The sequence below is a fragment of the Brevibacillus sp. NPDC058079 genome (genome assembly GCF_042885155.1).
GTDB lineage: Bacteria > Bacillota > Bacilli > Brevibacillales > Brevibacillaceae > Brevibacillus.
This window is the reverse complement of record NZ_JBHVSO010000005.1, coordinates 14,244-40,084: the sequence shown is the minus strand read 5'-3', so window position 1 is coordinate 40,084 and position 25,841 is coordinate 14,244. Positions and strand designations below refer to the sequence as shown.

Genomic DNA, 25,841 nt, shown 5'->3' with positions numbered 1-25,841 from the left:
CTGCTCACCCCTGTTCCTCTATGGCTGGCGCATGCTCAAAGGTCAGCAAATTCTCCAGCGGAAACTCCAGCCACACCTTTTTGCCTCGGGCAATCCCAAGTCTTTGTGCCTCGGCCGCTATCAAATCGATTGTCAGAAGCTCTTTTTTTATCTGGCCTTCCTCTTGCCACGCTAGAAAGATTCGGTAAAAAGCACCGCGAAATTCTATCTCGGAAATGGTCGCAGGTATGGCGCATTCGGATTCTTGCTGCAAAATCCGCACATGCTCCGGTCTGATCGCAAGTAAGCGATTCGGATCAGATTGCTCATTCTCAAAGCGACTGTACTCAAAAAAGTTGATCGCTCCGATAAAATCAGCAACAAACGGAGTGGCTGGGGTGTTATAGATCTCCTCGGGTGTGCCTACCTGAACGACTTCGCCGTGATCCATGACGACGATCTTGTCTGCCATGGTCAATGCCTCATCTTGGTCATGCGTGACCATCACTGTTGTCATGCCGTACTGCTCATGCAAACGCCGAATCTCCCGGCGCAGCTTTTGTCTTACTTTTGCATCCAATGCGGATAGTGGTTCATCTAAAAGCAAGACATCCGGCGATAGAGAAATCGCTCTCGCCAAGGCAATTCGCTGCTGTTGACCGCCTGAGAGCTGGCTGGGATATTTGGCGGCGGCATGAGACAAATCAACCATGTCTAGTGCCTCTTCTACTTTGGCTGCGATCTCTTTTTTCCCTAGCTTCTTTTCTTGCAGGCCAAAGGCAATATTTTCGGCAGCCGTCAAATTGGGAAACAATGCGTACGATTGGAACATCATCGCAATGTTTCGTTTTGCTGGTGGCAGGGAAGTAATCTCCCTGCCTCCCAGGATCATCTTGCCTGTCGTCGGCTGTTCCAATCCAGCCAGCATTCTCAGTAATGTCGTTTTACCGCAGCCACTGGGACCGAGTAGACAAACAAATTCATTCTTGTCAATTTCGATGGAAATGTGCTCCAATGCGGCAAACAAACCAAAGCGTTTACTGACCCCTTGAATGGATAGATAGGATTGTGTCATGCTGTTCTCCTCGCTGCTTACTTGGGTTCACTCTTGGTCCCGTATCGTTTTTCCCACTCCGCCAAGACGTTGTCACGATTTTGTGCGGCTTGATTCAGGTCGAGCTTGATTAATTGCTTGATCGGATCTACTGCGTAGCCTTCCGGGAGTGTCGCGCCTTCTTGCTTGATACTGACGATGGCGAAGTTTTGGTTATAGGCTTTCATGACTTCATCCGAGATAGCCCAGTCCAAGAACAGCTTGGATTCTGGCTTGATTTGACTCTTTTTGATCAAGGCATTCGCCTCTACATCCCAGCCTGAGCCTTCTGTTGGAAAGACGACTTCCACGGGCGCGCCTTTTTTCTTCTCGGTAATCGAACGGTAGCCAAAGGAAATGCCGATTGGATATTCGCCCGATGCGGCCATTTTCGCTGGCTTCGAGCCGGAATGCGTGTAGATCGCCATATTTTCATGCAGCTTGTCGAGGTACGCCCAGCCTTCTTGCTCCCCTTTCAGTTGCATGATTCCGTTGATGGTGAGAAGCCCAGTTCCAGAAGAAGCCGGATTTGGCATCACGATCAATCCCTTGTACTCCGGCTTGATCAGGTCTTCATATGAGCGCGGGATCGGCAAATTGCGTTTTTCCAGCTCTTTTGTATTGACCGCGATCGCTGTCTCCCACGCATCGATTCCTACCCAGCTCGCAGGTTCTTTGGAATCCTTAAACTCCGGGGATACCTTCTCGATTCCTTTCGGCGAATACCTTTCGAGCATGCCTTGCTGTTCGAGTACAAGCAGGCTTGTCGCTGCTGTTCCCCATACGACGTCTGCTTGTGGATTGTCTTTTTCCGCCAGTAGCTTTGCTGTGATGATTCCTGTAGAATCGCGGACGATATTGACCTTTACATCTGAATATTTCGCTTTGAAGGATTCCAAATACGTTTTGATCTGGTCATCCTCCAGCGCCGTATAAACCGTAATCTCTCCTGAGGCGGTTGTACTTTCCTTTGTGGAAGTTTGTGTGTTTGGTTGTGACCCTGGTGCTTGTCCACATCCTGCTAAAAACGCGATTGATAGAACGGAAGCAAGTAAAGGATAATGCCATTTCTTCATGAGAACCTCTCCTCTTTTCGGAATGTTCATTTCTTGGTTCCTACGACACCAATCTTACGGGGAAAATATTAAGCGGATATGAACGCAACGTAAATTGATTGTTTTTATGTGTGTTTGGTTGTGTTTAGTTGGTTTTACAAAATCCCTTGGTAGAGCAGAAAACACAACTGGGTAATAAAGGGAAAACGAGGTATGTGTAGAAGTTACAAATGCCTCATTTTTATAAGGCAAAGGGGGATATGAGTATGAACTTGAAGGCGGAACCGTTGGACTTGCAAATGGCGGATATATCAAAGTCTAAATGGCAGGAGGTTAGAGCTGAGGAACTTGATATTGATAATGTCAGCTTGGCAAAGACCAAAATCAACAACGTAAATATGAGTCAAATGACTTTGAATGATGTGAATATGAGTGGAATCAAAATCTCCAACGCAAATTTGTCAGGCTTAGGCATTCAGCATGCTAATCTTAGCCACGCTGTTATTGATCAGGCACATTTGTTTGGAACAGAGTTTCATAACGTGGTTCTTCCGCATGAGGGAGATGGGAATTATAATCCCGATGGGCAGTATAAACCGGTAAGCTTTCACAGCTGTAACCTTACTCGTGGGCAATTCAGAAATTGTGATTTATCCAATGTGGAGATAACGGATTGAGACATTACTGGATTGAAAATAAACGGTATCTTGATTTCGGATTTAATCAAGGACAAATAAAGGACATGTACGTTTGCATAAAAAAAAAAAGACTCAGTCATCCATTCTAGTAGCAAATGGGATGAGCTCAGTCTTTTTTTTTTCCTATCATCTACTGTAAAGCAGACTCCACAGCCGCCTCTGCATGAATCGCAGTCGTATCAAATACCGGAACGGTGCAATCTTCGGCCGAGATCAGCAGACCGATTTCCGTACAGCCAAGGATAACTGCCTCTGCACCTTCCTTGACCAGTCTCTCAATAATCGCCTGATATGTACGTTTGGATTCCTCGCGAATGGTTCCGACGCAGAGCTCATGATAAATGATGTCATGGACGAGTTTTCGCTCTTGTTCATCCGGCAGCAGTACCTCCAATCCATGTACATCACGCAGACGCCCTGTATAAAAATCCTGCTCCATCGTAAATCTCGTCGCAAGCAGTGCCACTCGTTTATGCCCGTGGTTTGCGATCGCTTGAGCAGTCGCATCCGCGATATGCAGAAATGGCAGGCTGGTCGCTTCTTCGATAGCATACGCTAGCTTGTGCATCGTATTTGTACAGAGAACGATCAGGTCGGCTCCTGCCGCTTCCAGACTTTTCGCCGCAAGCGCCATCCGCTCGCCGGCTTCTTCCCATCGTCCTTCTCGTTGCATTTCTTCGATCTCGGCAAAATCAACGGAATACAGGATGCTTTTTGCCGAATGCAAACCGCCCAGCCGCTCCTTGACGGTTTCATTGATCAAACGATAGTAGACCAAGGAGGACTCCCAGCTCATGCCGCCAATTAATCCGATTGTTTTCATTGTTCTCTACTCTCCTTTGTCGTTATCGTTCCCATACGCGTTTTTCCATCCCGCCTGACGAAAACGGGTCTGTAGCAATTCATGCGCCTTTTTCGTACGTAACGAAGTATCCAACGGAATCCCTCGTTCTAGCGCCTCCGCTTCTTTTAACAAGGTTTCTTTTACACCATCAGCCTTCAGCCCTAATGCCAGAGCCATCTTTTTGAAAAAAGAATAATAACTCTCTTTCTTTGCTGGACCGAGATGAAGGGTTCCGAGGTAAGAGCCGTGCAGCAATTCGTGAATGGCCTTTCCCACGTCTTCCACATGGACAAACGTCTTGTACAAATTACCTGACCGGCTTACTTCTCTGCTAGCTTTCAAGTCTGCACACATCGAAGCGACGCGTTTATCCCATTGTCCAACCACATTGCGACCATAGATTGGGCCCACTCGCACGATGACATGGTTGGGATGCCGCTCGCGAATGCGTGCTTCTCCTCGTATTTTGGCATTCGAATAAGCAGCTAACGGGTTTCTCTCCTCTAATGGCTCAGGCGAATCTTCTTCCCGATAAGAGCCTGTTCCTCTTCCGAAAATACCGTCTGTGGAGATGAAGATCAATTTGCTCTTTTCTGGCAGCTGAGAAAGCAGAACATCGAAGCCTTTTTCTATTAGCTCTCGCTCATCTGTTGCACTCATCAACGCCCAAATGACAACATGCGGCGAAAACTCTTGCAGGATCGCTGAAAAAGAAGGGGTATCAGTTACATCGACCCGAAGCAATTGATGGACAGCTTGTGCAGAAAAGCATGTACCCATCAGATCAATGGCATTATCCCGCAAAAGCTCCTGATAGACTTGACTTCCCAAGTAGCCGCTAGCCCCGAGCAACAATACGCGGCGTTTCTCCATGGCATGTCCCCCTCCAGCGCTTACCATTTTCATTATGATCTAATATACCACTATCCCCCATCTGGAGCGACACAGGCTGCACTGGCAGAACTTAAAATGTTATATCTCGTAACGATGGATGTCCTACGAAAATGTACTAGGCGAGTCCACAATCAAGGTCCTCTTCTCTATTCAACTAAGTTTACATGAAATCGGTTCTTTAATCCTGACCATGTGGCGTTAAGAAATTCACCCTTGTTCGTAAACCCAATATAATGCTCAAAATTTTCTTCGTCAAAAGTTGCATAATATTCTTGTTGGAATATCACATTCGAGTATTTATAAAAGTCGTCGCCCTCCTTCACTACAACACATCGAAATAAACTGTCTATATCTATCGCTTTTATAATCTCGTCCTTTGTCTTTACTGAGAACCAAATAATATTTGGTGGTGTATTATTTGGTTGGTCCCAGTGAGGAATTGTTTCTTCCCACGGCAATACCCATTTGGAATTAGTAAATAGACGTCTTTCATTGATGAATTCTTGAATGTCAGTACCAACTAATGGCAAATTTCTTTCATAGAAAGAAAAAAGCAATAAGGAGTCTTTTTTAATGAATAGACTAAGCAAGTGAGCAACATCCTCAGTTGACGCACTATGCTTTAATATTCCATATGGTACTTTCAGATTAATTTGCATATAGTAATCTCCTAATCTAAGCCATCTCTCCTGTTTGACCAGCTTTAGCCTATTTTACTATAACTCGAATCAATCGAACGACGGCCCCACCTGCAATTGAAAAAACCCTGAGATAACAAGCACCTCAAGGTCATTCATATTAATTCGAACTCAAACCAGTTGTCATTTTACTACCACTTTAAATCCTCTGCCATTTTTCTCTGCATTAGTAAAGACTTGGAGTAATTTTTCTGCATAATCGCCTAGATATTCAACACTTTTCTCATAATTCAACCATTCAATCGTTAGAGGTAATTCAATCCATGCAGTTAAACATTCCCATAACGAATCGAGATTATTTCCCCAATACGTATGGTCATAATGTTCAGGTTCTACTAGTTTGCTTCTCAGGATGCTGTGTAAATTATCCCTAGAAGTAAATTCCTCACCGTTAATTTTTATGATCTTCATTTTGGCATTCTACCTCCACTATTTGATGGTTATCGGTATTGCCTTAGTCCCGTGATTCCATAAGTAAAATAGACCGTCATTAGAATAGAGCAATCGAGCTTGCTTTCTATAACCACCTTGATACTCTACATCTGCCTCGTACCATAATCTCCCTTTAGCGGGTGGTACTACACCATCATAATTATTGTATATATCGCCTCCGATACTTTTTCCAGGAGCAACTTGGCTCAAATTACCTCGCCTTGGGTCCCACCCAAGTGCAGTTGCCTCATCTTTAGTAATATAGTTATCCGGTAACTTCCCATGCTTTTTAATATACGTAGCGACTGCCTTTAAATCTACACATGAATTATGCGTCCATATTCCAAGATTTGAAACGAAGTAGGTATGGAAGTCCTTTACCATGAAATTATAAACCGTTGCGTGTTCCGTTAGGATCAACAACTCCAGCCTAGAACATTATTTTCAATGAACAATAAGGTTTTCGGAGCAAGACATGATGGTATCTGATGATATTGGGCTTTTGCGAAGTTAGAGGATTGTGCTAAAAGGTTATATTTTTCAAGCATTGCATGAGCGTACAGGCATATTAGAGGAATATCATACGGGGATGATAAGGGTTATGCTCTAACAGAGTATGCCGCTCGATTCACTCGGCACTCGGTGGGGTAAAAGAAAGACCTTGAGGGGATTTACTCCACTCAAGGCCATAAAATACTATTTTGAAATATCCACATTGATTCTTTTTAGCTGTACTGCCAAGTTCCAATTCAAAGGTTTGGTCGTTGATGAGCTAAACCATTTAGCCCCCTCACTTAGCCACCTAATCCTATATTCTTCGATTGACTCTGGATTGTCCTTTGCATCATCATCAAATCCAGACTCAAATCCACAACAATTACATATTTCGTGAGTTGGAAAACCATTTTTATCCCATTGAGGATAACTCAACTCATTATAACCACAGACTACACAAATATATCTACTCATAATGACATCCTCATACTCTTTATGGATTTGCTGTTGTAATCCTCATGAAATAATTGTAACCAGCATTTGGGTCACTACTTCCAAATTTAGGTTTATAAAGACTCCCTATCGTACCATCACTATGGACAAATACCAAATCGTTAGTCCCTCTATTATAAATCACTTTTGTATTTCCCTGATATCTTTGAAAAATATTTACTCCATCAACTTTTGATCTTGCTAAATCGAAAGCTAAATTATAATATTCTTGCTTCGTAAAGTTATTCCCATATTCTCTTGCACCTCCATTTTTACCAAGAACATGTTTGTCATAATGGTTATCAAAATTTCTAAAACCACCATAACAATTTGTATTATGCACCCAAATCCCAAGGTCACTAACAAAGTACGTATGGAACTCATCCACCGTCATATTGTAGACGGTAGCCTGTTTATGTTCCAGTTCGATACTCTCTATCCTGAGTGTATTCCCATCACTCTGAACAAGCAAGTCTCCAACCTTGAGGTCTTTGACGAACGTCCATCCTTTGTCTTGCACATAAAATGGATGGTTATAAGTCGATTCTATCATCTGACCGCCAACTTGGATGCTGTATATCTCATCCAACTCATGGTTGAACGTATCCGTTACCTCTTTATAAGCTACCTCGCCAGTCTCTTCGTTCTTGGAAAGAACCATATCTCCGACTTCAATGTCTTCGATATTTTTCTCCCCTTCGTCTATTAGAACCTTTGTTCCAGCAGTAAAACAATTGCATTCAAACATCTCATTGACTTCATCAATTAGTTCCTTTGCGGTTTTACTTATTTTTACAGTGATGACAGGCCCGACACGCAAGATACGTATTGCCCCGCGCGTTGCAATTGAATAGATGATCGCATCGCCTTGCAACATAAACTCAATTCTTTCCCCCGAGTAGTCTCGGTGTGCGTCTTTATAAGAATTGCTAACCAATCTCTTCGTTATTTTCCCTTTTTCTTCAATGGGTTCATAATAGGTTCCATTTTTTATTGCATCAATCTCTTGTTGAGCAACTAATCCGCTATATTTGTTGGTAACTACCTCATACATAATTACCGACATCAGTAAATCGCTATCGTAAGAGCCTGTAACTTCGCCATCATACATTTTCATTTTTTTAAGATTGGTTTGCATCTTGCTAATGTCTTCAGCAGATACTTCGCGATTGTATGTATCTATTAAAGCATCAATATTAAGAGGTTCTGTATCTTTGGGATTATGCACTCTAAACCATGAATCAATTGTATATCTTTCTGCAACGTCTTTTGCTCGAATTTTTACAACGTAAATTCCATTTTTTAAAATCGGCTGGGTAGTCGGCATATTGATGGAACCATCCCATGTAAAGGTATGATTCACATTCTTCGCCAAAAACCCTCTCGTTTCTAGGTAAACTACATGAGTTGGATTATCTTTAGGTGCTACGGTAATAACCGTTTCCTGATGATCTTCGTAGTATTTCCATGAAATCGTTCCGGTAATCTTTAATGTTGGATCTATAGCCATATACTCCGTATTCCGTACTACTTTATGAAACTTTGTATGGTAGATGGGAGTTGGAGCAGTCTGTAACGAGCGTAGAGCGGCTCTTTTCTCTTTCCTTGGATTTTGCTTCCATACTTTCGCATAAAATACGCCTATGTCGCCTGGAATAAATAACACGTCTTCCTGATTCGCATAAAACGTTTGGAGCTCATTTCCGTCTTTATCTTCTAACGTTAGAATGTTGTTGTCGACATATAAATTCATATCGGCAATCTCATCTAGCGTAAGCTTGAAATAATCAACATCGTATGGTGAAGACAAACGGTCGGAATAAATCCCATCCCATTCCGCTGCCGTAGCTGTTTCACGAGAATTGTCGAAATCTGACTCTACTGTCATTCTGGTCAATAAATTTGCATTTGCCTTTGCGGTAAGCTTTACATAATACGTCGTATTCGGCGCAAGCTTTGCTTCCACCATGGAGAATAGCGAACCGAAAGGGCCATCATGATCATCATTTTGCACAATCACATTCTGCATGGCAGAATCGCTGTACAAGGTAAGAACCGTGTCTACCTCTCCACCGTTCTCTTGATACGGAGATGTAAACAAGCGATGCAATCCCTCTTTTTCTGTGGTGAACTGATAGATGACCTCTTTTGTATTCTTCGTCACATCTACAAAAGTGTTCACCGCTACATTCTCAATGATCGGGACTGGATCTGAAGTTACGACAAAATGCTCATAGGCCCCATAAAAAGTAATGGGATTATCATTGATGACTGTCGCGGTAAAGGTATGACCAGCCCTAATTGTTTCACTCTTTGACGTGCTTTTATCATCATCATCCGTGATCTTACCGTCTGGACTCTTCACTTCATAACGATAGGGATCATAACGTGTAGCAGTTGTTTTGATTTTCGAACTTTTTTTACTCTGATTTAGAATGCTTACACTTTCATTCTTTAAAAGAGTTCGTTTTAACAAGGCGGGTTGCAAACTTTCACTTCTTGCTATAGTGCTTTCAAATCCGCTGAACGTCACTGGAGAAGCCGAAGTAACAGTTACAACTACCTTTCCACCCGCTGGAATTTCAAGTATATCTTTAGAGAAATCACGTTCTAGACTATGACTGGTTCCATCTACTTCGTACATGGCATAATCAAATTTATTCCCAGACTCATATGTAACATTCGTCTTTATTTCTCGTGTTACATCACTTTTGTTTACAAAAACATAAGATTGACCTTGTTGTACTTGTTGGTTAAATGTTAAAGAAACCGCTGACTCTTCTTTTAAGATGTCATAGTAACCTGCGAACGTAACCGGCAGGTCAGTGGTCACTGTTGCTGTCAGCTTCCCCCCTGGAGGTATGGATACTTGGAGCTGGGAAGTGTCGTTGGCCTCCATAGCAATAGAACCGTCACTCTTCATCACTTGATAAGTAAATTGATTTTTGTTGTAGGTTGCATCTGTTAGAACTTGTACGGTATCTTGACTTGTATTCCGAATCCCAATTGTTTCGTTTTTAACCGCTGTTCGTTTGAAAAGAGCAGGGGTAGGACTCACTCTTGCTTCTAATCCCTCTTTAAAACCTTCGAATGTCACAGGTTTTAAAGATATGACGGTGACCACTACTCTACTGCCCGGAGGCATTGAAATTTGTCTTCCATTATCACTTGCAGACTGACGTGTTGGAAGTCCTTGATAGTACAAGGTATAATCGTATTTCTTATCCTGAGAGGAATAAGCATCTGTATCTATATACTGGTATTTGTTCGTACTCGTGTTTGTGAATACATAAGACTCGCCTTGGTTCAGCTGTAGTTTAAAGCGTATCGAACTAGAACCATCCTCTTTAAAGAGGTCATAGTATCCATAAAAGGTAACGCTCTGATCGGAGGAAATGGTAACCGTTAGCTTTCCACCTGCTGGTATCTCCAAGCTTGTCGCAGTTGCATCGTTTTGTTGTTTGACAACAGAACCAGTATTAGAGGCAATCTGATAACTGTATTTATTCCTACTTGACGCATTCGTTTCAATCTTCAATTCTTTCGTGCTTGTGTTTAAAAAGCTTACCGTCTCACTATTAAACACTTGGCGCTTAAAAAGTGCGGGATTTGCGCTGGGGCTTCTTTTTACACCTTTCTCAAATCCTTGGAAGGTTACAGGTATGGAAGACGTGACCGTAACGACCATTTTTCCACCGACTGGAATATACTTCGATCTCAAAGTTGTATCCAGGGCATACGAATTGCCAGTGCCGTCGCTATTATAAACGGTGTATTCAAATCGATTTCCTTTTGAAGAAGAAGCATCTGTTTCAATCTCTTGAATCTTTCCACTAACATTTGTAAAGATATAAGATTCGCCTTGTTTGACTACTTGTTTGAATAGAAGATCTTCTACCTGTTCTTCTTTAAAATGATCAAAATATCCGTGAAATGTTACCGGATTATCTTTGGTTACTGTTGCAGTCAACGTCGCACCAGCTGGAACAGGTATGCTTCTCAAGGAGGAATTGTCCTGTTGGCTCACGATAGACCCATCACGACTTGTAACTTGGTAAGTAAATACTTTACTTGGGCCAGCATCTGTTAGAGCTTTAAGGTCGAATGAGCTTGTATTTCTCACACTGACTGTTTCATTTTTAGTAACCATTCTTTCCCAAAGAGCAGGATCAACACTTGGGGTTCCGACAAAGATAGGATCATATACTTGAAACGTGATCGGCGTACTAGACTTAACCGTTACGACTATCTCTCCACCCGCGGAGACAGCGTTCGATCTTGCATATGAATTAGCAGCCTGGGAATGTACTGTACCATCGCTTTTGTAAATAGCAAAATCAAATCTCGTATCTGTCGAATACGCAGCATCGGTATCTAACCTTAATGTCTTTTCACTATTATTGACAAAACGATAGGACTCGCCTTGATTCAGCTTATGACTGATGACAGTTCCATCGGAGGTGTCCTCTTCTTTGAAGATGTCATAATAACCACCAAATGTTACAGGATCTTCAGATGTCGAAGTGGCTACAAACTTACCGCCTGCTGGAACGGAATAGGAAACTGTCGACGTATCGACAGCCTGTTTGTAGACCGAACCATCACTGTTGAATATATGGTAACTGAATTTCTTTTTCGTAGCACCAGTGTATTGAATGGACTCACTTTGTGAGCTTGTATTTACTGCAATAAACGTTTCATCTTTGCTCAACGTTTTTTTAAATAAAGCGGGTTCTGATGCAGAATAATAGGTTGTCTTTTCTACATCTCCCGTAAACGTTACAGGAAATCCAGTAACCGTAACAACAAGCCTTCCATTTAGCGGGATCGACCTCGAAGTAGCGATGGAGTCTAGGTCATGAGCAACGCCCTGTCCCTCTGCATTGTACGCAGCAAAGTCATACGTCCTACCATCACTTCTCGAAGTATCGGCCTTCAACGAAGAACTTGATTTAGGATTACTATTTTCAAAAACATAAGTCTCACCTTCGGAAATGGTTAGCTCGAATGTTTCCCCCGCAACTCGGCTCATCAGCTTGGGGATTTCCTCTTCTATTTCGTCGGTTTGTGATTCATCGGTTAATTCATCTACAGCAGGCTCTTCTGAAGAAGCAGCTACCACTTCAACATTCACTTTCGTTACTTTGTCTTTGTAAGTAGCAGTGAGCGTGGTTTTGCCCAGAGCTTGAGCAATGACCTTGCCTTCTTCGATACGAATCAATTCTTCGTTCTCGATTTCCCACGTCACAGATTGGGTTACATCTTCAACAACCTTATCTGCCCGCATTGCCTTAACAAGTAAAGCAACAGACTCATCTACTCCCATTTGAATTCCATCTGGAAGGATCGATAACTCTACTATTTCGTTTTCTGCTTCTAATTCTTCCTCGTTTTCTTGCTTTCCCTCGCCTAAGGGTAACTTACTATCTATAGATCCTTCGCCTTCTATTTCTGTTGTACTCGTTACACCTTCTGAAGATGTATTTTCATTTGTTTCCGCCGTGTTCATTTGATTATCTAGATTCGTAGATGCAGATGAAAGGGGTACTACCATATTCAATAGCACACTCAGCACTAAAAGCACGAACAAATATCTTTTCATGTTAATGTTCACTTTGCTCTCCTCATTGGTTAGGTTTCTACTAGTTTGACATTCGAGAACAGCGCTTAGTAGAAAGAGTCACTATTTCAGTAAAATACTTCGAAATTTTATAAACCCAAACTGAAACAATGATAGCTCCACGATCAATATTCAAATTCACCTACTCGAATATGTAACTTCGCTGTAATGTACCCTCTTACCAAATCAATTTGTTAGGCCTTTTGTTACAACTGAATCTACTGTCTACCCGAATTGAGCAGCACTGACTAATGCCTAAAAACACAGGATTCACTATTGTTGTTAACCAAATGCGATTCTCTTCACAATTACTACCTCACTTTCCATATTTTATTATGAGTAAACATGATATCATTACTTGCTAATATCACGAATGGGAATAATGGCATATTTTCCATATTGAACAATTAGGAAATTAGTCTATAGCTTAATAAAAACAATACTCTTCATAACTTAATTGCAATTAATCTTTGAACGTGTAATATGAACACATTGGTCAGCATTTGAGCAAAGAAATTTGAGTAGAAGTGACTTGTCTTATGTAATTGATCGAGGAAAAATAAGTAGGAATTCCAAGTGGTTGACAGCGGATAATTTGACTTTCTGGCATCTATCTGGAATAACAAAAGGGACCCCGACAGGTCCCCTTTTATTGATAGGTTGTGACATGAATATGATTGTTTGCCCCAGACAATGGACGATTAAAGCAATACACCGCTATTGGACAAACGGGAGCAACTGTCCAAGAATAAAAACCCACTTTTCATCGCTAGCTTCTTTGTTTAAAACTAGTCATTGTATAATTCTTGCTGCTGTTCCTCTGCAATGGTCTGTAAGTCATATGCGTTAATTCGAAATAACTGATAATCGCCCATATCCGTTTTTTTTGCGGCGAGCTTACTTAGAAATTTCGGTGAGCCTTCGTTTTCTTCATCGTAAACTAACAAGATACCGTCTGAATTGGATAACAAGAATTTGTCTTTCTCTCCAAGCTGCCAAACTCCCTGGTAAGGTGTTTGATAGACACTATTGATATAGTCGGCTTGCATCACAATATTTCGGTAGTAATCCTGGGTTTCTTCTTTCCACTTTTCCTCTTGATTCAAAAACGGAGTAATTACCGCCAGCTTTAGATGTGGATACTCCTTTTTCAATTCCAGAACAATTTCGGCTGCCCACATTTCTACCCCGAGTTGACCTGATATGATGACCCATTCCAATTCTTCCTCAAGGAATCTTACGAGTTCCCGCTTCAGTGCTTTCTTAATAATGGCTAACCCCGGATTTTTTTCATTGAAAATGCCAAGCTCGTGAGCCTTGTATCCTGAAACAAATAAACGTTTTAACATGTTGCCACCTCTAGTTTAAAAGAAGCTAGCAGAAATTAGATTTCTTTTCACTCGCTGTCTCTTCATTCGTGTTCCGTCTCATATTTTTCTTATATTATCACAAATTTGAATGACTCAGGATAAATCGGATGATTCGTTTCTCTTTCCACTACCCACGGTGCCCCACAATGCTCTCAAGAAAGATATCTTGTCCTGGTTTGTTACATCAACTATTTTGATATGTCGCGAAATGAAAATGAGACTCTGTGTTTGCTCCTTCTTTACAAACGACTTTGCAGCAGCTTGGAGTATGGAAACCAGCTACAAATTTGAGCATGAAAAAACCCATAATTCAATAAGATTTACGGGTCACGAACGAAATCAAATGGCCTAACTACTTGTGTATGGCTTAACCAGCCGTTGGTTATAGGAAACACATCTGCAATTCCGTATCTATTATCAGTTTGTACAATATTGCAAATAATATACCTTACTATCAATTTACCCCTACGCTAGCATAAATGGAATTTTTATTTTGGATTAGCTTTACCCCCTTAGTTTCGAATACCGTCAGGACATTGCACGTATTCGGCTATGCAAAAAACCGCAGCTTCTCGGTGTCGATCTTCGCCGTGAAGTTGCGGTTGTAGGGGTTTTAGTAGGTATCGGATCCTTGGTAGGCAGCCCCTACTATGAACCATTCGAGAGCTTCTGAAAATTCACGAGGAAGCTCTGACACCTGGAGGAAGGTACACATCTCGCTTACGATCCGTTCTTTGTTTTGCCCGTATTGCTCTGTGAGCAGAGCTAGCTTCTCCCAATCACTGAGCTCTTTTTGAAAGGCAGCTCGATCCAATGGCCGGCCGTGCGATTCCACGAAAAGGATTGCTTCAGACTGGTACGCTTGCTTCAACACGCGCAGAAAACGGGAGGCTGTATAACTGCGCGGTCCGCCATAGACAGAAGGACCCAAGGCATCTCCCAGGAACAGCGTTTGATCCTCTTTTACGTACACATAGCACGAATCTTCCGAATGATCTCCTCCGACAAGGTTCACCTGACATGTCACGCCACCAAGGTCGATCGTGATCGATTCATCGAATAGGATATCCGGCTCGACTATTCGGATCAAGTCCCGGTTCATTCCGTACTCTTTTTTGATGTTCGCCATCGTGCTGGCATTGATGATCTTCTCCTTACAGAGCTGTTCCATGACTTCATCCGACCATTCCAGCTCCATCAGTTTGCTCAATGAATGTGCGGTTTTTGCCTGCGCGATAGTAGGTAGATCCCATGCTGACATTCCGAATGTATGATCCCAGTGCCAATGAGTCAGTATGAGCAGATCTGGAAGACGAACGCCTAGCCTTTGCAACTCCTGACGAAACAACGCGGCATGCGCCGGTGAATTTCCAGCATCAATCAAGAGGGTTTTTCTTGCCCCCGTAATGGCTGCTAGGATGGGGCGATCCGTGTCATGACTTGCATGCATAATCAAGATATGCTCGGTAATCTGTTCGATCGTGGACATTTCCTTCTCCCCCTTCCAAATACGCCAATGTAATTTTCTCTCTACAGAATGACTCAGTAATATTTTCCATGTTATCACACAACACTTCCCCCTCGCACAAATAAAAAACGCCCGTGTTACCAGGCGTTGGTGATTTCCTCGAGAGCGGATTCGATGTTTTTCTGGCAGCAGGCAATGTCAGTAACATGTATGGTGACATCGCCAAGCTCGACAGCACACGAGTTGGATAGATCGATATCCTCATCAAAAATGCAGGTGGTAATTGAGCTGTGCAGCTTCCGGAATTGCAGCGGAGCGGGTGGGCATGCGCTCCGGAAAAGCTGATGGAGCTTTTCGAGAGAGGTACTCCAATGACCGCAAAATCATAGGCTTCGCCCGGTTGAAAGGTCTGCTCGACCAATTCAAACAAACGGGTGACATAGGGGTCTCCTTTTCCCTGGGTAAACCGGAATGGAGGTTGGGTCAATTACGAAAGCATGTAGAGTCCTCCTTTTGTCTAGTGCGATAAGACCTTGCTCAGGAATGCCTGTGTTCGAGGTTGGTCAGGTGAGGAGAAGATCTTCTCCGGTGGCCCGTCTTCAATCAACGTACCGCCGTCCATCACGACTACGCGATCAGCTACCTCTCGGGCAAAGCTCATCTCGTGAGTGACGACCACCATGGTCATCCCTTCTGCAGCCAGCTGTTTCATGACGGCCAGCACTTCCCCTACCAATTCAGGATCGAGGGCTGAGGTAGGCTCGTCAAACAGCATTACTTTCGGCTTCATTGCCAAGGCGCGAGCGATGGCCACACGCTGTTTTTGTCCGCCTGACAATTGGTCCGGATACATATCTGCCTTTTCAGCAAGTCCGACCTTGCGCAGCAGCTCGCGTGCCTGTTTCTCGATTTCCTCCCGCTTTGTTTTTTTCACAGTCATCGGGGCCATCATGACGTTCTCAAGCACGTTCACATGAGGGAACAAATTGAAGTTTTGAAACACCATACCTACCTCAGCGCGAACCTTGTCCAGCTCTTTCTGGGGCATTTCCACGAGCTTTCCGTCCTTTTGAATCAATCCGATCGGCTTTCCTTCGATCTCAATCGAGCCTTCTTGAATCTGCTCCAGGTAATTCATGCAGCGCAGCAACGTGCTTTTTCCGGAACCGCTTGGCCCGATCATTACCACCACTTCGCCTTGACTGACATTGAGGCTCACATCTTTTAGGACATGCAGGCTTCCATACGATTTGTGGATTCGTTTGACGGATATCATCAGGCACGCGCCCCCTCTACACTCAATTTGCGTTCCAGACGGCCGATGCCGACCGAGATGGAGTAGTTGACGAGGAAGTACAGAAGAGCGATGCCGATGTAGATCTCAAAGTAACGGAAATTGTTCGATACGATCAGATTGCCTGCGCGCATCAATTCAGACACCGTAATGACGGACAGAAGCGAAGAGTTCTTGGTCAACGCGATGAATTCATTGCACAGCGGCGGCAGCATGCGGCGTACAGCTTGCGGCAAAATAACCTTCACCATGGTGTGGAAATGACTCATCCCGAGAGAGCGTCCTGCTTCCATTTGTCCTTTATCAATCGATTGAATCGCTCCGCGCACGATTTCCGATACGTAAGCGGCGCTGTACATCCCGAGTCCCAGCACCCCAGCTACAGATGCACTCAAATCCACTTGCAAGCCGATCGCCAAGCCATAGTAGAGAATCATGAGCTGCACCAACAGCGGAGTTCCGCGAAACCATGCCAGATAAAAGGAGCAGAGTATAGATATCCATTTTTGCTTGGACATCCTTCCGAGACCAATGATCAGACCCAGAACCGCACTTAGAATCAGTGCCATGAAAGTCATCGAAACCGTAACCCATAGCCCTTCCAGAAGCGCATATAAATTGTTGTCTTCAAAAATTACCATAAAATCAAGCGCCATTGGTGCACCTCCTGATGTTGTTATTCACCAAACCATTTTTTAACGATTTCTTCCTGCTTGCCGTTTTCTTTCAAGGTTTTCAGTGCCTTGTCGAGAGCAGCTACAAATTCTTTGTTTTCCTTGCGTACACCGTAACCGTAGTATTCTTGCGTCAGCTCAACATCGAGAACTTTTACCTTTTGGCTCTGCTTTGCGTACACCTTGGCAGCAGGCATTCCAGTAACAACAGCGTCTACGCGATTGCTTTCCAGCTCGAGGAACATTTCTACGTTTTTCTCGACTTCCACGAGTTTTACTTCCGGATATTTCTCTTTCAGGAATTTGGCAGACTTGGTACCGATTTGGACGGCTACTTTTTTGCCTTTCAAATCATCAGCACCTTTGATCGTGTCATTTCCGTTTTGCACCATGATAGTCAAACCGCCTGGATAATACGGCTGGGAGAAGTCGATGGTTTGTTTGCGCTCATCCGTGATGTACATCGCGGATACGATCATATCGAACTTCTTGCCTTGCAGTCCTGGAATCAGGCCTTTGAAGTCGGTGTCTACGAATTCGACTTTCTCCGCGCCCAGCTCAGATGCGATCGCTTTCACAAGTTCGATGTCAAAGCCTTCATATTCGTTCTGTGCATTCTTGTATTCGAACGGCTGGAAAGTAGCGTCCGTTCCTACCAACAAGGTTTTGGTGTCTTTGATCTTTTGCAGCACTTCATCTGTTGGTGCTGCAGCTTGACTACCATTGCCCGACGCAGCTGTCTGCTCTGCAGGCTTGGCACCACATCCAGCGATCAAAGCCCCGGTGACCAGCAGTGCACACAGAGAGAACAGTCCCTTACGAAATCCCTTCATGTTGTAGACCCCCTACCAAATATATTTTTAGTAATTTCGAATATTATCTATATTCAAATATCGTGCCAAGCGAGAAATCGAAGAGGAAAAGTAGAAGCAATAGCAAACGAGGGGCTGTCTAAAGCCATTCTCAGGTCGTTTGCCATGAGTTACGAGAGTCTTTTGTAAATACAAAAAAGGCGGCAAAATCCGCCGCCCTGCGAAAATTGCCGCCGGCCATTTCTGCCGCCTCGTCTATTCCTCTACTTGTTCATCTTGGTATTTTTTCAGCTTATCCCGCAAGGTTCGCTCGCCCATATCCAGCATTTGCGCTGTTTTACGGCGATTTCCTTCCTGATGGGCGAGGGTGTGCAGGATGACCCTTTTTTCGATCTGCTCCAGCGTATCCCCCACGTAGACAGGGATCAGCTTTTGCTTGCTCGTGACCTGCTTAGGCTGCGTCCCTTGTAGTTCCTTTGGTAAATCTCGCTTTTCGATCAGGGATGAGCTCGTCAAGGCAATCGCCCGTTCTACGATGTTTTGTAGCTCTCTGATGTTGCCGGGAAAATCGTAGCTTTCCATCACTTGCAGCGCTTCCTGCGAGATACCGTCGATCGGCTTGCCCATTCGTTCACTAATTTTTTTGATAAAGGAATGCACGAGCAGCGGCACGTCCCCTTCTCGTTCGCGCAGAGGAGCGAGCTGGATCGGGATGACGTTGAGCCGATAGTACAAGTCCTCGCGAAAACGGTTTGCTTTGACTTCCTTCCAAAGGTCTCGATTGGTCGCCGCGATGATCCGAACGTCGATTGATTTCTCTTCCAGGCCTCCCAGCGGGGTCACGGTTCGTTCCTGGATGACCCGCAGTAGCTTGCTTTGCAGGGACATATCCATTTCCCCGATTTCATCGAGAAAGATCGTGCCGCCATCAGCTAGCACGAACTGCCCAGGCTTGCTCTGCATGGCTCCGGTAAAAGCCCCTTTTTCATAGCCAAACAGCTCGGATTCCAACAAATTATCGGGAATAGCTGCGCAGTTGACTGCCTGAAACCGCTTGTTTCTGCGTTGTCCTTGGTAGTGGATCGCGCGGGCGACCAGCTCCTTGCCTGTTCCGCTTTCGCCGTTGATTAACACACTGGAGTCAATGTCTTTGACCTTGTCGATCAGATCAAGGATTTGTTGCATGGCTTTGCTGTTTCCGATTAGACCGTAGCTGTCGGACAGCTTATCCAGCTCTTCGCTTAGCCATTTGACGCGGGTTTGCAGCTGGTACAATTCTTCTGCTTTGGATAGCAAAATGTCCAGCTCGTCCATCATCAAGGGTTTGGTCAAATAGTAGAAGGCACCGTGCCGCATGGCTTCCACGGACGAAGAGATGCTTCCGAAGGCAGTCATCATGATCACTACGGTATCCGGTGACAGTCGTTTGATTTCCTTGAGCACTTCTGTTCCGTCATGAGCCCCGATTTTCAAATCGAGTAGGACGAGAGCGATCTCTACCTGCTGTAGGAAAGGCAGCGCCGCTTCTGGGTCGGTGAAGGTATTGACGAGATACTTTTCCTCCAAGGCAAATTCAAGTGACTGACAGATGGCAGGTTCATCATCAATGACTAACAGATGGTGCATAAGAGTCCTTCCCTTCTGTTTCTTGCTGTGGCATCGGCAAACGAATAATCATGGTGGTGCCGTGACCAGGCTGACTGTGCAGGTCGATGGCCCCTCCATTTTCTTTGACTAATTGATAGGTGATCGAGAGTCCGAGACCGACCCCATTTGCTTTGGTACTGAAGAAGGGCTCGAAAATACGGTACTTGTCTTCGGGTGACATGCCATGCCCATTGTCTTCTACTTCGACGACGACCATCTGCCCCTCTGTAAATCCGCGAATATTCAATTTGCCTTGCGCGTCCATCGATTCTATGGCGTTGAGCACGACATTGATCCAAATCTGCTTGGTTTGGTTGACGTCAGCCTCGATACACAAGTGAGGGGGAAGGCTGAGTGACACCTGAACCTTTTTCTCTTTGATCTTCTGGCTGCACAGCTGCAGGACCGCTTCCATCAGGTCAGCGACACGGAAACGGGCTGGATGCGGCGGTTTTGGCCGGGCGTACTCCAACAGATCATTCACGAGATCATTCAGGCGCAGTATTTCGCCAGGCACCTGCTGCGCGAAGAAATTCCGAAATTTCGGGTTGTCAAATTTGGTCGGCAAAAGCTGGGTATAGGTGAGAATAGAGGTCAGGGGGTTGCGGATTTCGTGTGCAATCCCCAAAATCAATTGCCCTAACGAACGCAATCTGTTTTCGCTCTCCAGCTTCTTTTCCATGTCCTTTTGCTTGGTCACGTCATGAAAGTTGATGATGGCTCCTGTGATTTCCTTTGCAGGAGAAATAATCGGAAAAATATTGTAGCGGATAATCAGCCGCTGGCCTTGCCCGTCTCGTTCCCTTTCCCAAACGATCTCCTGCTCCAGATACGTACTGCCCTGCATTAGGACATCCTCGACCTGATTATTGGGAATAAACTCTGCAAGAATCGTTTCGCTCAGGGGAAGGCCAGTTAAATGGTGATCGACGTCGAGAAAGTCGACTGCTTTTCGATTCATCAAAAAAATGCGGCCGTGCTGGGTGAGTGTGACATAAAAGCTGTAGGTGCTGTTGAGCAGCTGCTGTTGAAATTGCAGATTCTCCTCGAGCAGCGCCATTTTTTCTTTCAGCTCCCGATTGATTTCGTGGATCTGGGAGGTTCTTCTCTGCACTTCCTTTTTCAACATGCGATTCCACCATAAAATCCCGAGGACGATCAGTAGGCCAATGCCGGAGCCCCACTCTAGATAGAGGCGAAGGCGCTCCAAGTTAGGCGTGTTTGGTCTGATGTACTGTCCGAACCATTTTCGTTCGATTTTGTCATATGTTCCGTTTTGTTTGATCTTGGTGATAGCCTTGTTGATCTCAGTCAGTAGCTGCACGTTTTTAGGAAGAACCGCGACTCCGTAATCAGTTGGATCGATCGGGTCGCCTACGATTTTGATTTGGGATTGCTGGTTGTTTTTTTGCAGGAAGTACTGCCCCGTGATGCGATTCCCGACAAACGCGTCTACCTTTCCATCGAGGAGCAATTGCACAGCTTCTTCCTGACTGTCTGTCTCGATGAAGCTGGTATTTTGAAGCTCAAGGAAAAGATCAGCCGCGATGTCTGCTTTTTGGATGGCGACCCTCCGACCAGTCAGTTCTCCGATCCCGAAGATGTGCACATTGTCTGTTCGCACGAATATCCCCTGGGAGCTTAAAAAGTATGGAGCTGAGAAATCGTACAGCTTGTCACGCGCAGGACTGTATTTCATTCCTTGCACGGCATCGACATGTCCGTTTCGCAAGGCATCGAGAGCTACATTCCAGGGCAAGGGCACGAATTCAATTCGCATACCCGTCTCAATCGAAATAGCGTTCATGATGTCTACATTAAATCCGCTGTAAACGCCAGTCTGGGCAAAGTACTCGAAGGGCGGAAAATTATTGTCCCCTGCGATGCGAATGACTTTTTCCTGATGTACCTCGCTGGGGAGCGTCATGCCGATAGTCATGAGCAGAATCACTCCGAGCATCAGCCCGATCCCTATTTTCTTTCCGCCAATCATGCTATGCACCGCCGTTCACCGTCTTGTTGTTGAAAAGGATAAAGTGTTGTTGATCGAAATTCAAGCGCGTATTGTTCCGTGAAAATAAAGTTGAAGACTATAAATTAAAGTATTAGACCGAAATAAAGGAAAATCTTGAATAAAATATACGATTTAGAGTAAAAACTAACTAACACTACGCCATATAGTGTTAACCGTAAATATTCTGTAGAAAATAATCATTGTTTATTATCCATAATTATCATTATGTAGAATTAGGGAGGGAAAGTTTTTTGCTTAACAGTATCTGATACGTTTCCGCCGATGACTGTTATATCAGTAGGACTCACATCAATGACAATGTCACCATGCGTCTCTTTAGAAATAAAGTCGTTCCACGTCGCACCGCTGCCATTTCTACTCTTTACTACAATATCACCTTCTTGCGGTCTCACCTCATCAATAGCGAAAGCCCAGAAGGGATTAATTGCACTACTCGTTTGTCGGTTAATCTTGGCGGGCGCAGTATAGCGCCAATGAGCGGCCGGCTTGTCGAATTCATTCCGATAATTTGGTTCGTCATGCACCTTGCCAAAACGATCGCCTCCACCTGCCTGAGTGACAACCCACGAGATAAAGGCAGCACTCCAAGCGCTTCCTGGGATTGTTATATATTCTGGCACCGATACACTTTTATAAACGCCTTGTTGCCAATATTCACGTATCCGAGCTTGCATATCATTTTCCTTTTTAGTCCCTTTATTCCACGTCACTTCGAATTCCTGCTTTGCAATACTAATCATTTGCTGCCTTACGTTTTCCCAGCTCATGCTTATTAACTCCTAACTACTTCTAAGTAATTCCAAACGTCCAGCAACGACTCCCAGTCATCCTTGGAAAGGCGCTTCGTGTTACTTAAACCTTTGCCGGACTATTATCCCTACGCTAGTGAAGTCAAGTAGTAGGCGCATGTATGTGCATGCGCCTACTCTATTCTTACATTCAATGAACAAAGACGGCCTTTATCTGGAATATATTAGATTGCTTACATTACGAAAGGCAATATATCTAATACCCTCCTCGTCGATCAGTGGAGCAGGTCGATCTTAACTAGGACAGGGTCGTGGTCGCTTGCCCGTCCGTGCTCTTCCGTAAATTCGGAGTTGATGTTCACGATATCGACCTTCGTGTTGTCGACCAGATGACGACTGACGAGAATGTGGTCCAGGGCCTGCGAGTTGCCATCGTACACGTAGGTGTATTGCTCCCTTGCAGGCAGTTGTTCCACCATGTTGACCAGTACTTCTTCCTTTAGTGTAAGGATCGGCTTGGAGAAGGAGAAGTCGTTCAGGTCCCCAAGTACCACCACGTTGGCGTCCGGGTCGGCAGCGTGGATTTCCCTGACGAATTCATTTACCTCCTGGGCGATTTTCACACGTTGCGCCTCGCTGGTCAGCACAGGGGGCTGTTGGGAACCGAAAAGGCCGCTATCTCCTCCTTTGGAATTGAAGTGGTTGGCAATCACGATCACCTGTTTGCCGCGGAACAAAAACTCAGCGGCGAGCGGCTTGCGGCTTTTTTCGAACGCCGCGTTGCCCGGGTCAATTCGTCCTGGATTGTGGGATAGATGGGCTACGCCTTGCTCAGTTACTACATGGACGGCGGTATTTGCATTCCCGGCAGGACGGTCCGCCAGACGGACACGCTCTGGATTGTAAAGGAATCCGACGCGGATGTTGCCCCCCAGCTGTCCTCCGTCGTTGTTGTTCACGGGAGCGATGTCCACATAGCGGTAGGCGGGGCCTCCTTGCCGGGACACTTCATCGATCAACACTTGCGCGGACAGTCTGGCATCCGTCACGCCTGTGTCCGCCGGACCGTCATTGTCCTGCATCTCAATCACTCCGACGATGTCGGGCTTCTTCAGGTTGTGCACCAAAGAGGCGGCGATTCGCTTTATCTTTTCCAAATCGGAGACCCTTGAAAAATTCTCGATGTTATAGGACGCGATCGTCAATTGATCTGCCGCGGGTTCAATCGTTGTCTCAAACGGTTGGTATCCTCCGTCGATCAGCTGCAGCGGCTTGGTGTTGTAAAGCTTGTAGTTGGCAATGCTGTAATCGATCACACCCACAACTGGTTCTGCCAGCCTGTCGCCAACTTTTGCGATAGGCGCCTCTCCCGTCAGTTTGTTGGCAACGGTTATGCGCTCTGGATTGTAGTTGTCTTCCGCAATGATGATGCCTCCTGATGGGGTACGTACCTTTCCCGGATTCGCCTGGTCGTCAATGATGACAAACTCCACACTGGGTGGGTTGGCAAACCTCTTCGATTCCCCCACCACTCGCGGGTTTTTTACCTGCACCAGCATCCCTTCCACGCTTTCCCAGAAATCGATTCCGTCTTCTTCGGGATCAAAACGGGCAAATCTGTCATTATCAATCACGGTCGAGGGGTAGCGGTACGCTCCTTCACCCAGAACGAGAGGTGTTGGAAGAGGCTGGCCATTCACCGTGACGCTGATTGCCGACGCAACAATCTCGGTCAGTGTGAGATCCGTCGCTTGCCTGTTACTGCTCACGTATTCCTTCACGGTGCCCGATACCTTTACCCTGTCTCCCTCGTTCACCTGGACATTTGGTTCATAGACAAAGATCCCTTCCGACGTGCGGGGATCGCTGTCCGGCTGGGTGTCCTGCATGTAAAAGCCTGTTACGCTGTTGCCGTTCTTCACCACTGCTGTCACGATACCTTCCACGTTGCTCACCGCGGCCCCTTCAAGCGGCGATCGGTGAGCCGCACCCTGGATGTCATGAATACGGACCGTGTCCGCCATCAGCGTCACGTCTCCGGGAGTGTTCCGGTCTGGTTCGGGCAGGCTTAGTCGATTTTGCGGCGCCAAGCCCCCCTGGCGCAGAAGCACAACCAGAGCGACGGAAGCGACAAGCACCAAAAATGCCAGCGCCGGCTTTTGCCAGCGTCTGTTGTTCCCACTCGATGTTCCCATACTCCTATTACCACCTTTTCACTTATGTTAATCACTCCGTATCGAAAACAACCTGACCCGCAAGTCAGTGCAGCTTGCGGGTCAGGCTTTGCAGAAACCTCCTCTGTCATTTCCCGCAAGTCACAGCGATAAACACATCTTCCACAGAGTTGTTACCCTGATAAATGTTTAGCGTTGAATTCTGTGGATGACGGAATCGGGACCATTGCTAGTTTACTCTTTAACAGATTGACTCCTTCGTTCTTGTTCTCCAAAAAGAGGGTCAAGTTATCTTTGTTACCGGAACGATCAGCATTTGCACTGATTTCGATGCTATTTTCCACGCTTTGGGCATAAATATCCTTTATCGTTGAAGGAAATCTGTATGTGATGACGTCCTTAGAACCGTGGTTCAGGACATGGCATTACTATTTCCAAAAGGTTGCGGCTCTATGCGCCTTCGGGCCAACGAGCTGCCACAATGTTCCGTCGGTTGTTCGCCATTGTTTGGAAGCTGGCTACGACATCGAGGCAGTTCAAGAGTTGCTAGGACACAAGGACGTGAAGACAACGGTGGTGTATACCCATGTGTCAGCCTCTGTTTTAAAATTGAGGAAGGATCCAAACACGGCCGTCAGGATGCACGGAAAATTCAAAGGGGCTGCCTCGCTGTACAAACAAATACGCGGGTAGCTACGGAAGCTTGCGGCTCAAGCACAAACAGATGATTTGTCCTCGCATGACGTGCGACATAACGGGATCGATACCTCATTTTTTAAAAAGTCCAATATCAATTTTCTCGCCTTCTCATGAGAAAGGTATTCTGTTCCGCCCAGTCAACGATAGGACGAACAGTTCAGACAATGGTAAAGGAATGTCAAATGCCACTTCGGAACGAACATGCAGAATTTCTGTAGCGTTGTTCCCAATCTCCGCAATCCAAGATTTGAAATGTAGTAAGGATTCGGGTGGGAACCCTAGCCGAAGCGTATGCTTCCTTGCTAGACGAGCATAAACCAGTTGATACGAGAGATACGCCCAATGCTCACCCTCTCTTATCCTTGAATCCCTTGTCCTTCACGTAAAATGCGGCGTTGTAGTAATCACAAAGCCACTGGCGAAGCGGATTGAAGAACGTCCAATACACATTCGTAAAGTCCACTACTATACGGTCAATTGATACCTTCACACCTTCCATGTTCAGCCCCCACCTGAAATTTTAGAACGAATTTCCGACTATAATTAGAAGGCAAGTTGGCTAGCCTTCACGTTGCCTTACCTGTATATGTCAACTGGCACGTTACCAGTTTGTTATTGA

21 protein-coding genes are annotated in these 25,841 nt (G+C 45.1%); 2 read left to right on the top strand and 19 right to left on the bottom strand.

Going from position 1 to position 25,841, the window contains the following annotated elements; translation table 11 throughout:
• Positions 1–4: 4 nt before the first annotated feature.
• The gene (locus ACFVS2_RS16170; protein ID WP_390235559.1) at positions 5–1,054 is read right to left on the bottom strand and encodes a putative 2-aminoethylphosphonate ABC transporter ATP-binding protein; all 1,050 of its coding nucleotides are present in this window, start codon (positions 1,052–1,054) and stop codon (positions 5–7) included.
• Between the two features lie 17 nt (positions 1,055–1,071).
• Complete coding sequence (locus ACFVS2_RS16165; RefSeq protein WP_390235556.1) at positions 1,072–2,148, bottom strand: putative 2-aminoethylphosphonate ABC transporter substrate-binding protein; 1,077 nt, start codon at positions 2,146–2,148, stop codon at positions 1,072–1,074.
• A gap of 245 nt (positions 2,149–2,393) precedes the next feature.
• On the opposite strand from ACFVS2_RS16165, the gene ACFVS2_RS16160 reads away from it, so the two are divergent.
• A complete protein-coding gene (locus ACFVS2_RS16160; protein ID WP_390235554.1) occupies positions 2,394–2,804 on the top strand; it encodes a pentapeptide repeat-containing protein in 411 nt (136 codons plus the stop codon).
• 151 nt (positions 2,805–2,955) lie between these two features.
• Here the strand turns inward: ACFVS2_RS16160 and ACFVS2_RS16155 are convergent, their stop codons facing one another.
• The 16 genes from ACFVS2_RS16155 to ACFVS2_RS16080 form a co-directional block, all read right to left on the bottom strand.
• A complete protein-coding gene (locus tag ACFVS2_RS16155; RefSeq protein ID WP_390235552.1) occupies positions 2,956–3,648 on the bottom strand; it encodes an aspartate/glutamate racemase family protein in 693 nt (230 codons plus the stop codon).
• Positions 3,649–3,654: 6 nt separating this feature from the next.
• Complete coding sequence (locus tag ACFVS2_RS16150) at positions 3,655–4,542, bottom strand: sugar nucleotide-binding protein (protein ID WP_390235550.1); 888 nt, start codon at positions 4,540–4,542, stop codon at positions 3,655–3,657.
• A gap of 167 nt (positions 4,543–4,709) precedes the next feature.
• The gene (locus ACFVS2_RS16145) at positions 4,710–5,222 is read right to left on the bottom strand and encodes a hypothetical protein (protein WP_390235548.1); all 513 of its coding nucleotides are present in this window, start codon (positions 5,220–5,222) and stop codon (positions 4,710–4,712) included.
• 162 nt (positions 5,223–5,384) lie between these two features.
• A complete protein-coding gene (locus tag ACFVS2_RS16140) occupies positions 5,385–5,672 on the bottom strand; it encodes a barstar family protein (protein WP_390235546.1) in 288 nt (95 codons plus the stop codon).
• Positions 5,673–5,690: 18 nt separating this feature from the next.
• Positions 5,691–6,077, bottom strand: coding sequence for a ribonuclease domain-containing protein (locus tag ACFVS2_RS16135; RefSeq protein ID WP_390236217.1), 387 nt, complete (start codon positions 6,075–6,077; stop codon positions 5,691–5,693).
• Between the two features lie 312 nt (positions 6,078–6,389).
• Positions 6,390–6,662 (bottom strand): hypothetical protein, encoded by a 273-nt coding sequence (locus ACFVS2_RS16130; protein WP_390235545.1) that lies wholly within the window; start codon positions 6,660–6,662, stop codon positions 6,390–6,392.
• Positions 6,663–6,681: 19 nt separating this feature from the next.
• A complete protein-coding gene (locus tag ACFVS2_RS16125; RefSeq protein ID WP_390235542.1) occupies positions 6,682–12,294 on the bottom strand; it encodes a polymorphic toxin-type HINT domain-containing protein in 5,613 nt (1,870 codons plus the stop codon).
• A gap of 794 nt (positions 12,295–13,088) precedes the next feature.
• Positions 13,089–13,649, bottom strand: coding sequence for an SLOG family protein (locus ACFVS2_RS16120; RefSeq protein WP_390235540.1), 561 nt, complete (start codon positions 13,647–13,649; stop codon positions 13,089–13,091).
• Between the two features lie 634 nt (positions 13,650–14,283).
• Entirely contained in the window at positions 14,284–15,159 is an 876-nt protein-coding gene (locus ACFVS2_RS16115) for an MBL fold metallo-hydrolase (RefSeq protein WP_390235538.1), read from the bottom strand.
• Positions 15,160–15,655: 496 nt separating this feature from the next.
• Complete coding sequence (locus tag ACFVS2_RS16110) at positions 15,656–16,414, bottom strand: amino acid ABC transporter ATP-binding protein (RefSeq protein WP_173618775.1); 759 nt, start codon at positions 16,412–16,414, stop codon at positions 15,656–15,658.
• Positions 16,414–17,088 carry an amino acid ABC transporter permease gene (locus ACFVS2_RS16105; protein ID WP_173618776.1) on the bottom strand — a complete coding sequence of 225 codons (675 nt, stop codon included), beginning with the start codon at positions 17,086–17,088 and terminating at the stop codon, positions 16,414–16,416. Before ACFVS2_RS16105 ends, ACFVS2_RS16110 begins: the two co-directional genes overlap by 1 nt.
• Before the next feature lie 20 nt (positions 17,089–17,108).
• Positions 17,109–17,939, bottom strand: a complete 831-nt coding sequence (locus tag ACFVS2_RS16100; RefSeq protein WP_327951711.1) for a transporter substrate-binding domain-containing protein — start codon at positions 17,937–17,939, stop codon at positions 17,109–17,111.
• A gap of 234 nt (positions 17,940–18,173) precedes the next feature.
• On the bottom strand, positions 18,174–19,544 hold the full coding sequence (locus ACFVS2_RS16095) for a sigma-54-dependent transcriptional regulator (protein ID WP_390235534.1): 1,371 nt from the start codon (positions 19,542–19,544) through the stop codon (positions 18,174–18,176).
• Positions 19,522–21,558 carry a transporter substrate-binding domain-containing protein gene (locus tag ACFVS2_RS16090; protein ID WP_390236215.1) on the bottom strand — a complete coding sequence of 679 codons (2,037 nt, stop codon included), beginning with the start codon at positions 21,556–21,558 and terminating at the stop codon, positions 19,522–19,524. The genes ACFVS2_RS16095 and ACFVS2_RS16090 overlap by 23 nt, the downstream gene beginning before the upstream one ends.
• Positions 21,559–21,812: 254 nt before the next feature.
• The gene (locus ACFVS2_RS16085; protein WP_390235533.1) at positions 21,813–22,367 is read right to left on the bottom strand and encodes a DUF2272 domain-containing protein; all 555 of its coding nucleotides are present in this window, start codon (positions 22,365–22,367) and stop codon (positions 21,813–21,815) included.
• A gap of 257 nt (positions 22,368–22,624) precedes the next feature.
• Positions 22,625–24,544: an endonuclease/exonuclease/phosphatase family protein gene (locus ACFVS2_RS16080; RefSeq protein ID WP_390235531.1), complete on the bottom strand. Its 1,920-nt coding sequence runs from the start codon at positions 24,542–24,544 to the stop codon at positions 22,625–22,627.
• 369 nt (positions 24,545–24,913) lie between these two features.
• On the opposite strand from ACFVS2_RS16080, the gene ACFVS2_RS16075 reads away from it, so the two are divergent.
• Complete coding sequence (locus tag ACFVS2_RS16075) at positions 24,914–25,216, top strand: tyrosine-type recombinase/integrase (protein ID WP_390235528.1); 303 nt, start codon at positions 24,914–24,916, stop codon at positions 25,214–25,216.
• Positions 25,217–25,568: 352 nt separating this feature from the next.
• Here the strand turns inward: ACFVS2_RS16075 and ACFVS2_RS16070 are convergent, their stop codons facing one another.
• On the bottom strand, positions 25,569–25,721 hold the full coding sequence (locus tag ACFVS2_RS16070) for a hypothetical protein (protein WP_390235525.1): 153 nt from the start codon (positions 25,719–25,721) through the stop codon (positions 25,569–25,571).
• Between the last annotated feature and the right edge of the window lie 120 nt (positions 25,722–25,841).

Coding starts and splice junctions, on each gene's coding strand:
- ACFVS2_RS16170 (WP_390235559.1), bottom strand. CDS start 1,054: ATGACACAATCCTATCTATCCATTCAAGGGGTCAGTAAACGCTTTGGT.
- ACFVS2_RS16165 (WP_390235556.1), bottom strand. CDS start 2,148: ATGAAGAAATGGCATTATCCTTTACTTGCTTCCGTTCTATCAATCGCG.
- ACFVS2_RS16160 (WP_390235554.1), top strand. CDS start 2,394: ATGAACTTGAAGGCGGAACCGTTGGACTTGCAAATGGCGGATATATCA.
- ACFVS2_RS16155 (WP_390235552.1), bottom strand. CDS start 3,648: ATGAAAACAATCGGATTAATTGGCGGCATGAGCTGGGAGTCCTCCTTG.
- ACFVS2_RS16150 (WP_390235550.1), bottom strand. CDS start 4,542: ATGGAGAAACGCCGCGTATTGTTGCTCGGGGCTAGCGGCTACTTGGGA.
- ACFVS2_RS16145 (WP_390235548.1), bottom strand. CDS start 5,222: ATGCAAATTAATCTGAAAGTACCATATGGAATATTAAAGCATAGTGCG.
- ACFVS2_RS16140 (WP_390235546.1), bottom strand. CDS start 5,672: ATGAAGATCATAAAAATTAACGGTGAGGAATTTACTTCTAGGGATAAT.
- ACFVS2_RS16135 (WP_390236217.1), bottom strand. CDS start 6,077: ATGGTAAAGGACTTCCATACCTACTTCGTTTCAAATCTTGGAATATGG.
- ACFVS2_RS16130 (WP_390235545.1), bottom strand. CDS start 6,662: ATGAGTAGATATATTTGTGTAGTCTGTGGTTATAATGAGTTGAGTTAT.
- ACFVS2_RS16120 (WP_390235540.1), bottom strand. CDS start 13,649: ATGTTAAAACGTTTATTTGTTTCAGGATACAAGGCTCACGAGCTTGGC.
- ACFVS2_RS16115 (WP_390235538.1), bottom strand. CDS start 15,159: ATGTCCACGATCGAACAGATTACCGAGCATATCTTGATTATGCATGCA.
- ACFVS2_RS16110 (WP_173618775.1), bottom strand. CDS start 16,414: ATGATATCCGTCAAACGAATCCACAAATCGTATGGAAGCCTGCATGTC.
- ACFVS2_RS16105 (WP_173618776.1), bottom strand. CDS start 17,088: ATGGCGCTTGATTTTATGGTAATTTTTGAAGACAACAATTTATATGCG.
- ACFVS2_RS16100 (WP_327951711.1), bottom strand. CDS start 17,939: ATGAAGGGATTTCGTAAGGGACTGTTCTCTCTGTGTGCACTGCTGGTC.
- ACFVS2_RS16095 (WP_390235534.1), bottom strand. CDS start 19,544: ATGCACCATCTGTTAGTCATTGATGATGAACCTGCCATCTGTCAGTCA.
- ACFVS2_RS16090 (WP_390236215.1), bottom strand. CDS start 21,558: ATGATTGGCGGAAAGAAAATAGGGATCGGGCTGATGCTCGGAGTGATT.
- ACFVS2_RS16085 (WP_390235533.1), bottom strand. CDS start 22,367: ATGAGCTGGGAAAACGTAAGGCAGCAAATGATTAGTATTGCAAAGCAG.
- ACFVS2_RS16080 (WP_390235531.1), bottom strand. CDS start 24,544: ATGGGAACATCGAGTGGGAACAACAGACGCTGGCAAAAGCCGGCGCTG.
- ACFVS2_RS16075 (WP_390235528.1), top strand. CDS start 24,914: ATGACGTCCTTAGAACCGTGGTTCAGGACATGGCATTACTATTTCCAA.
- ACFVS2_RS16070 (WP_390235525.1), bottom strand. CDS start 25,721: ATGGAAGGTGTGAAGGTATCAATTGACCGTATAGTAGTGGACTTTACG.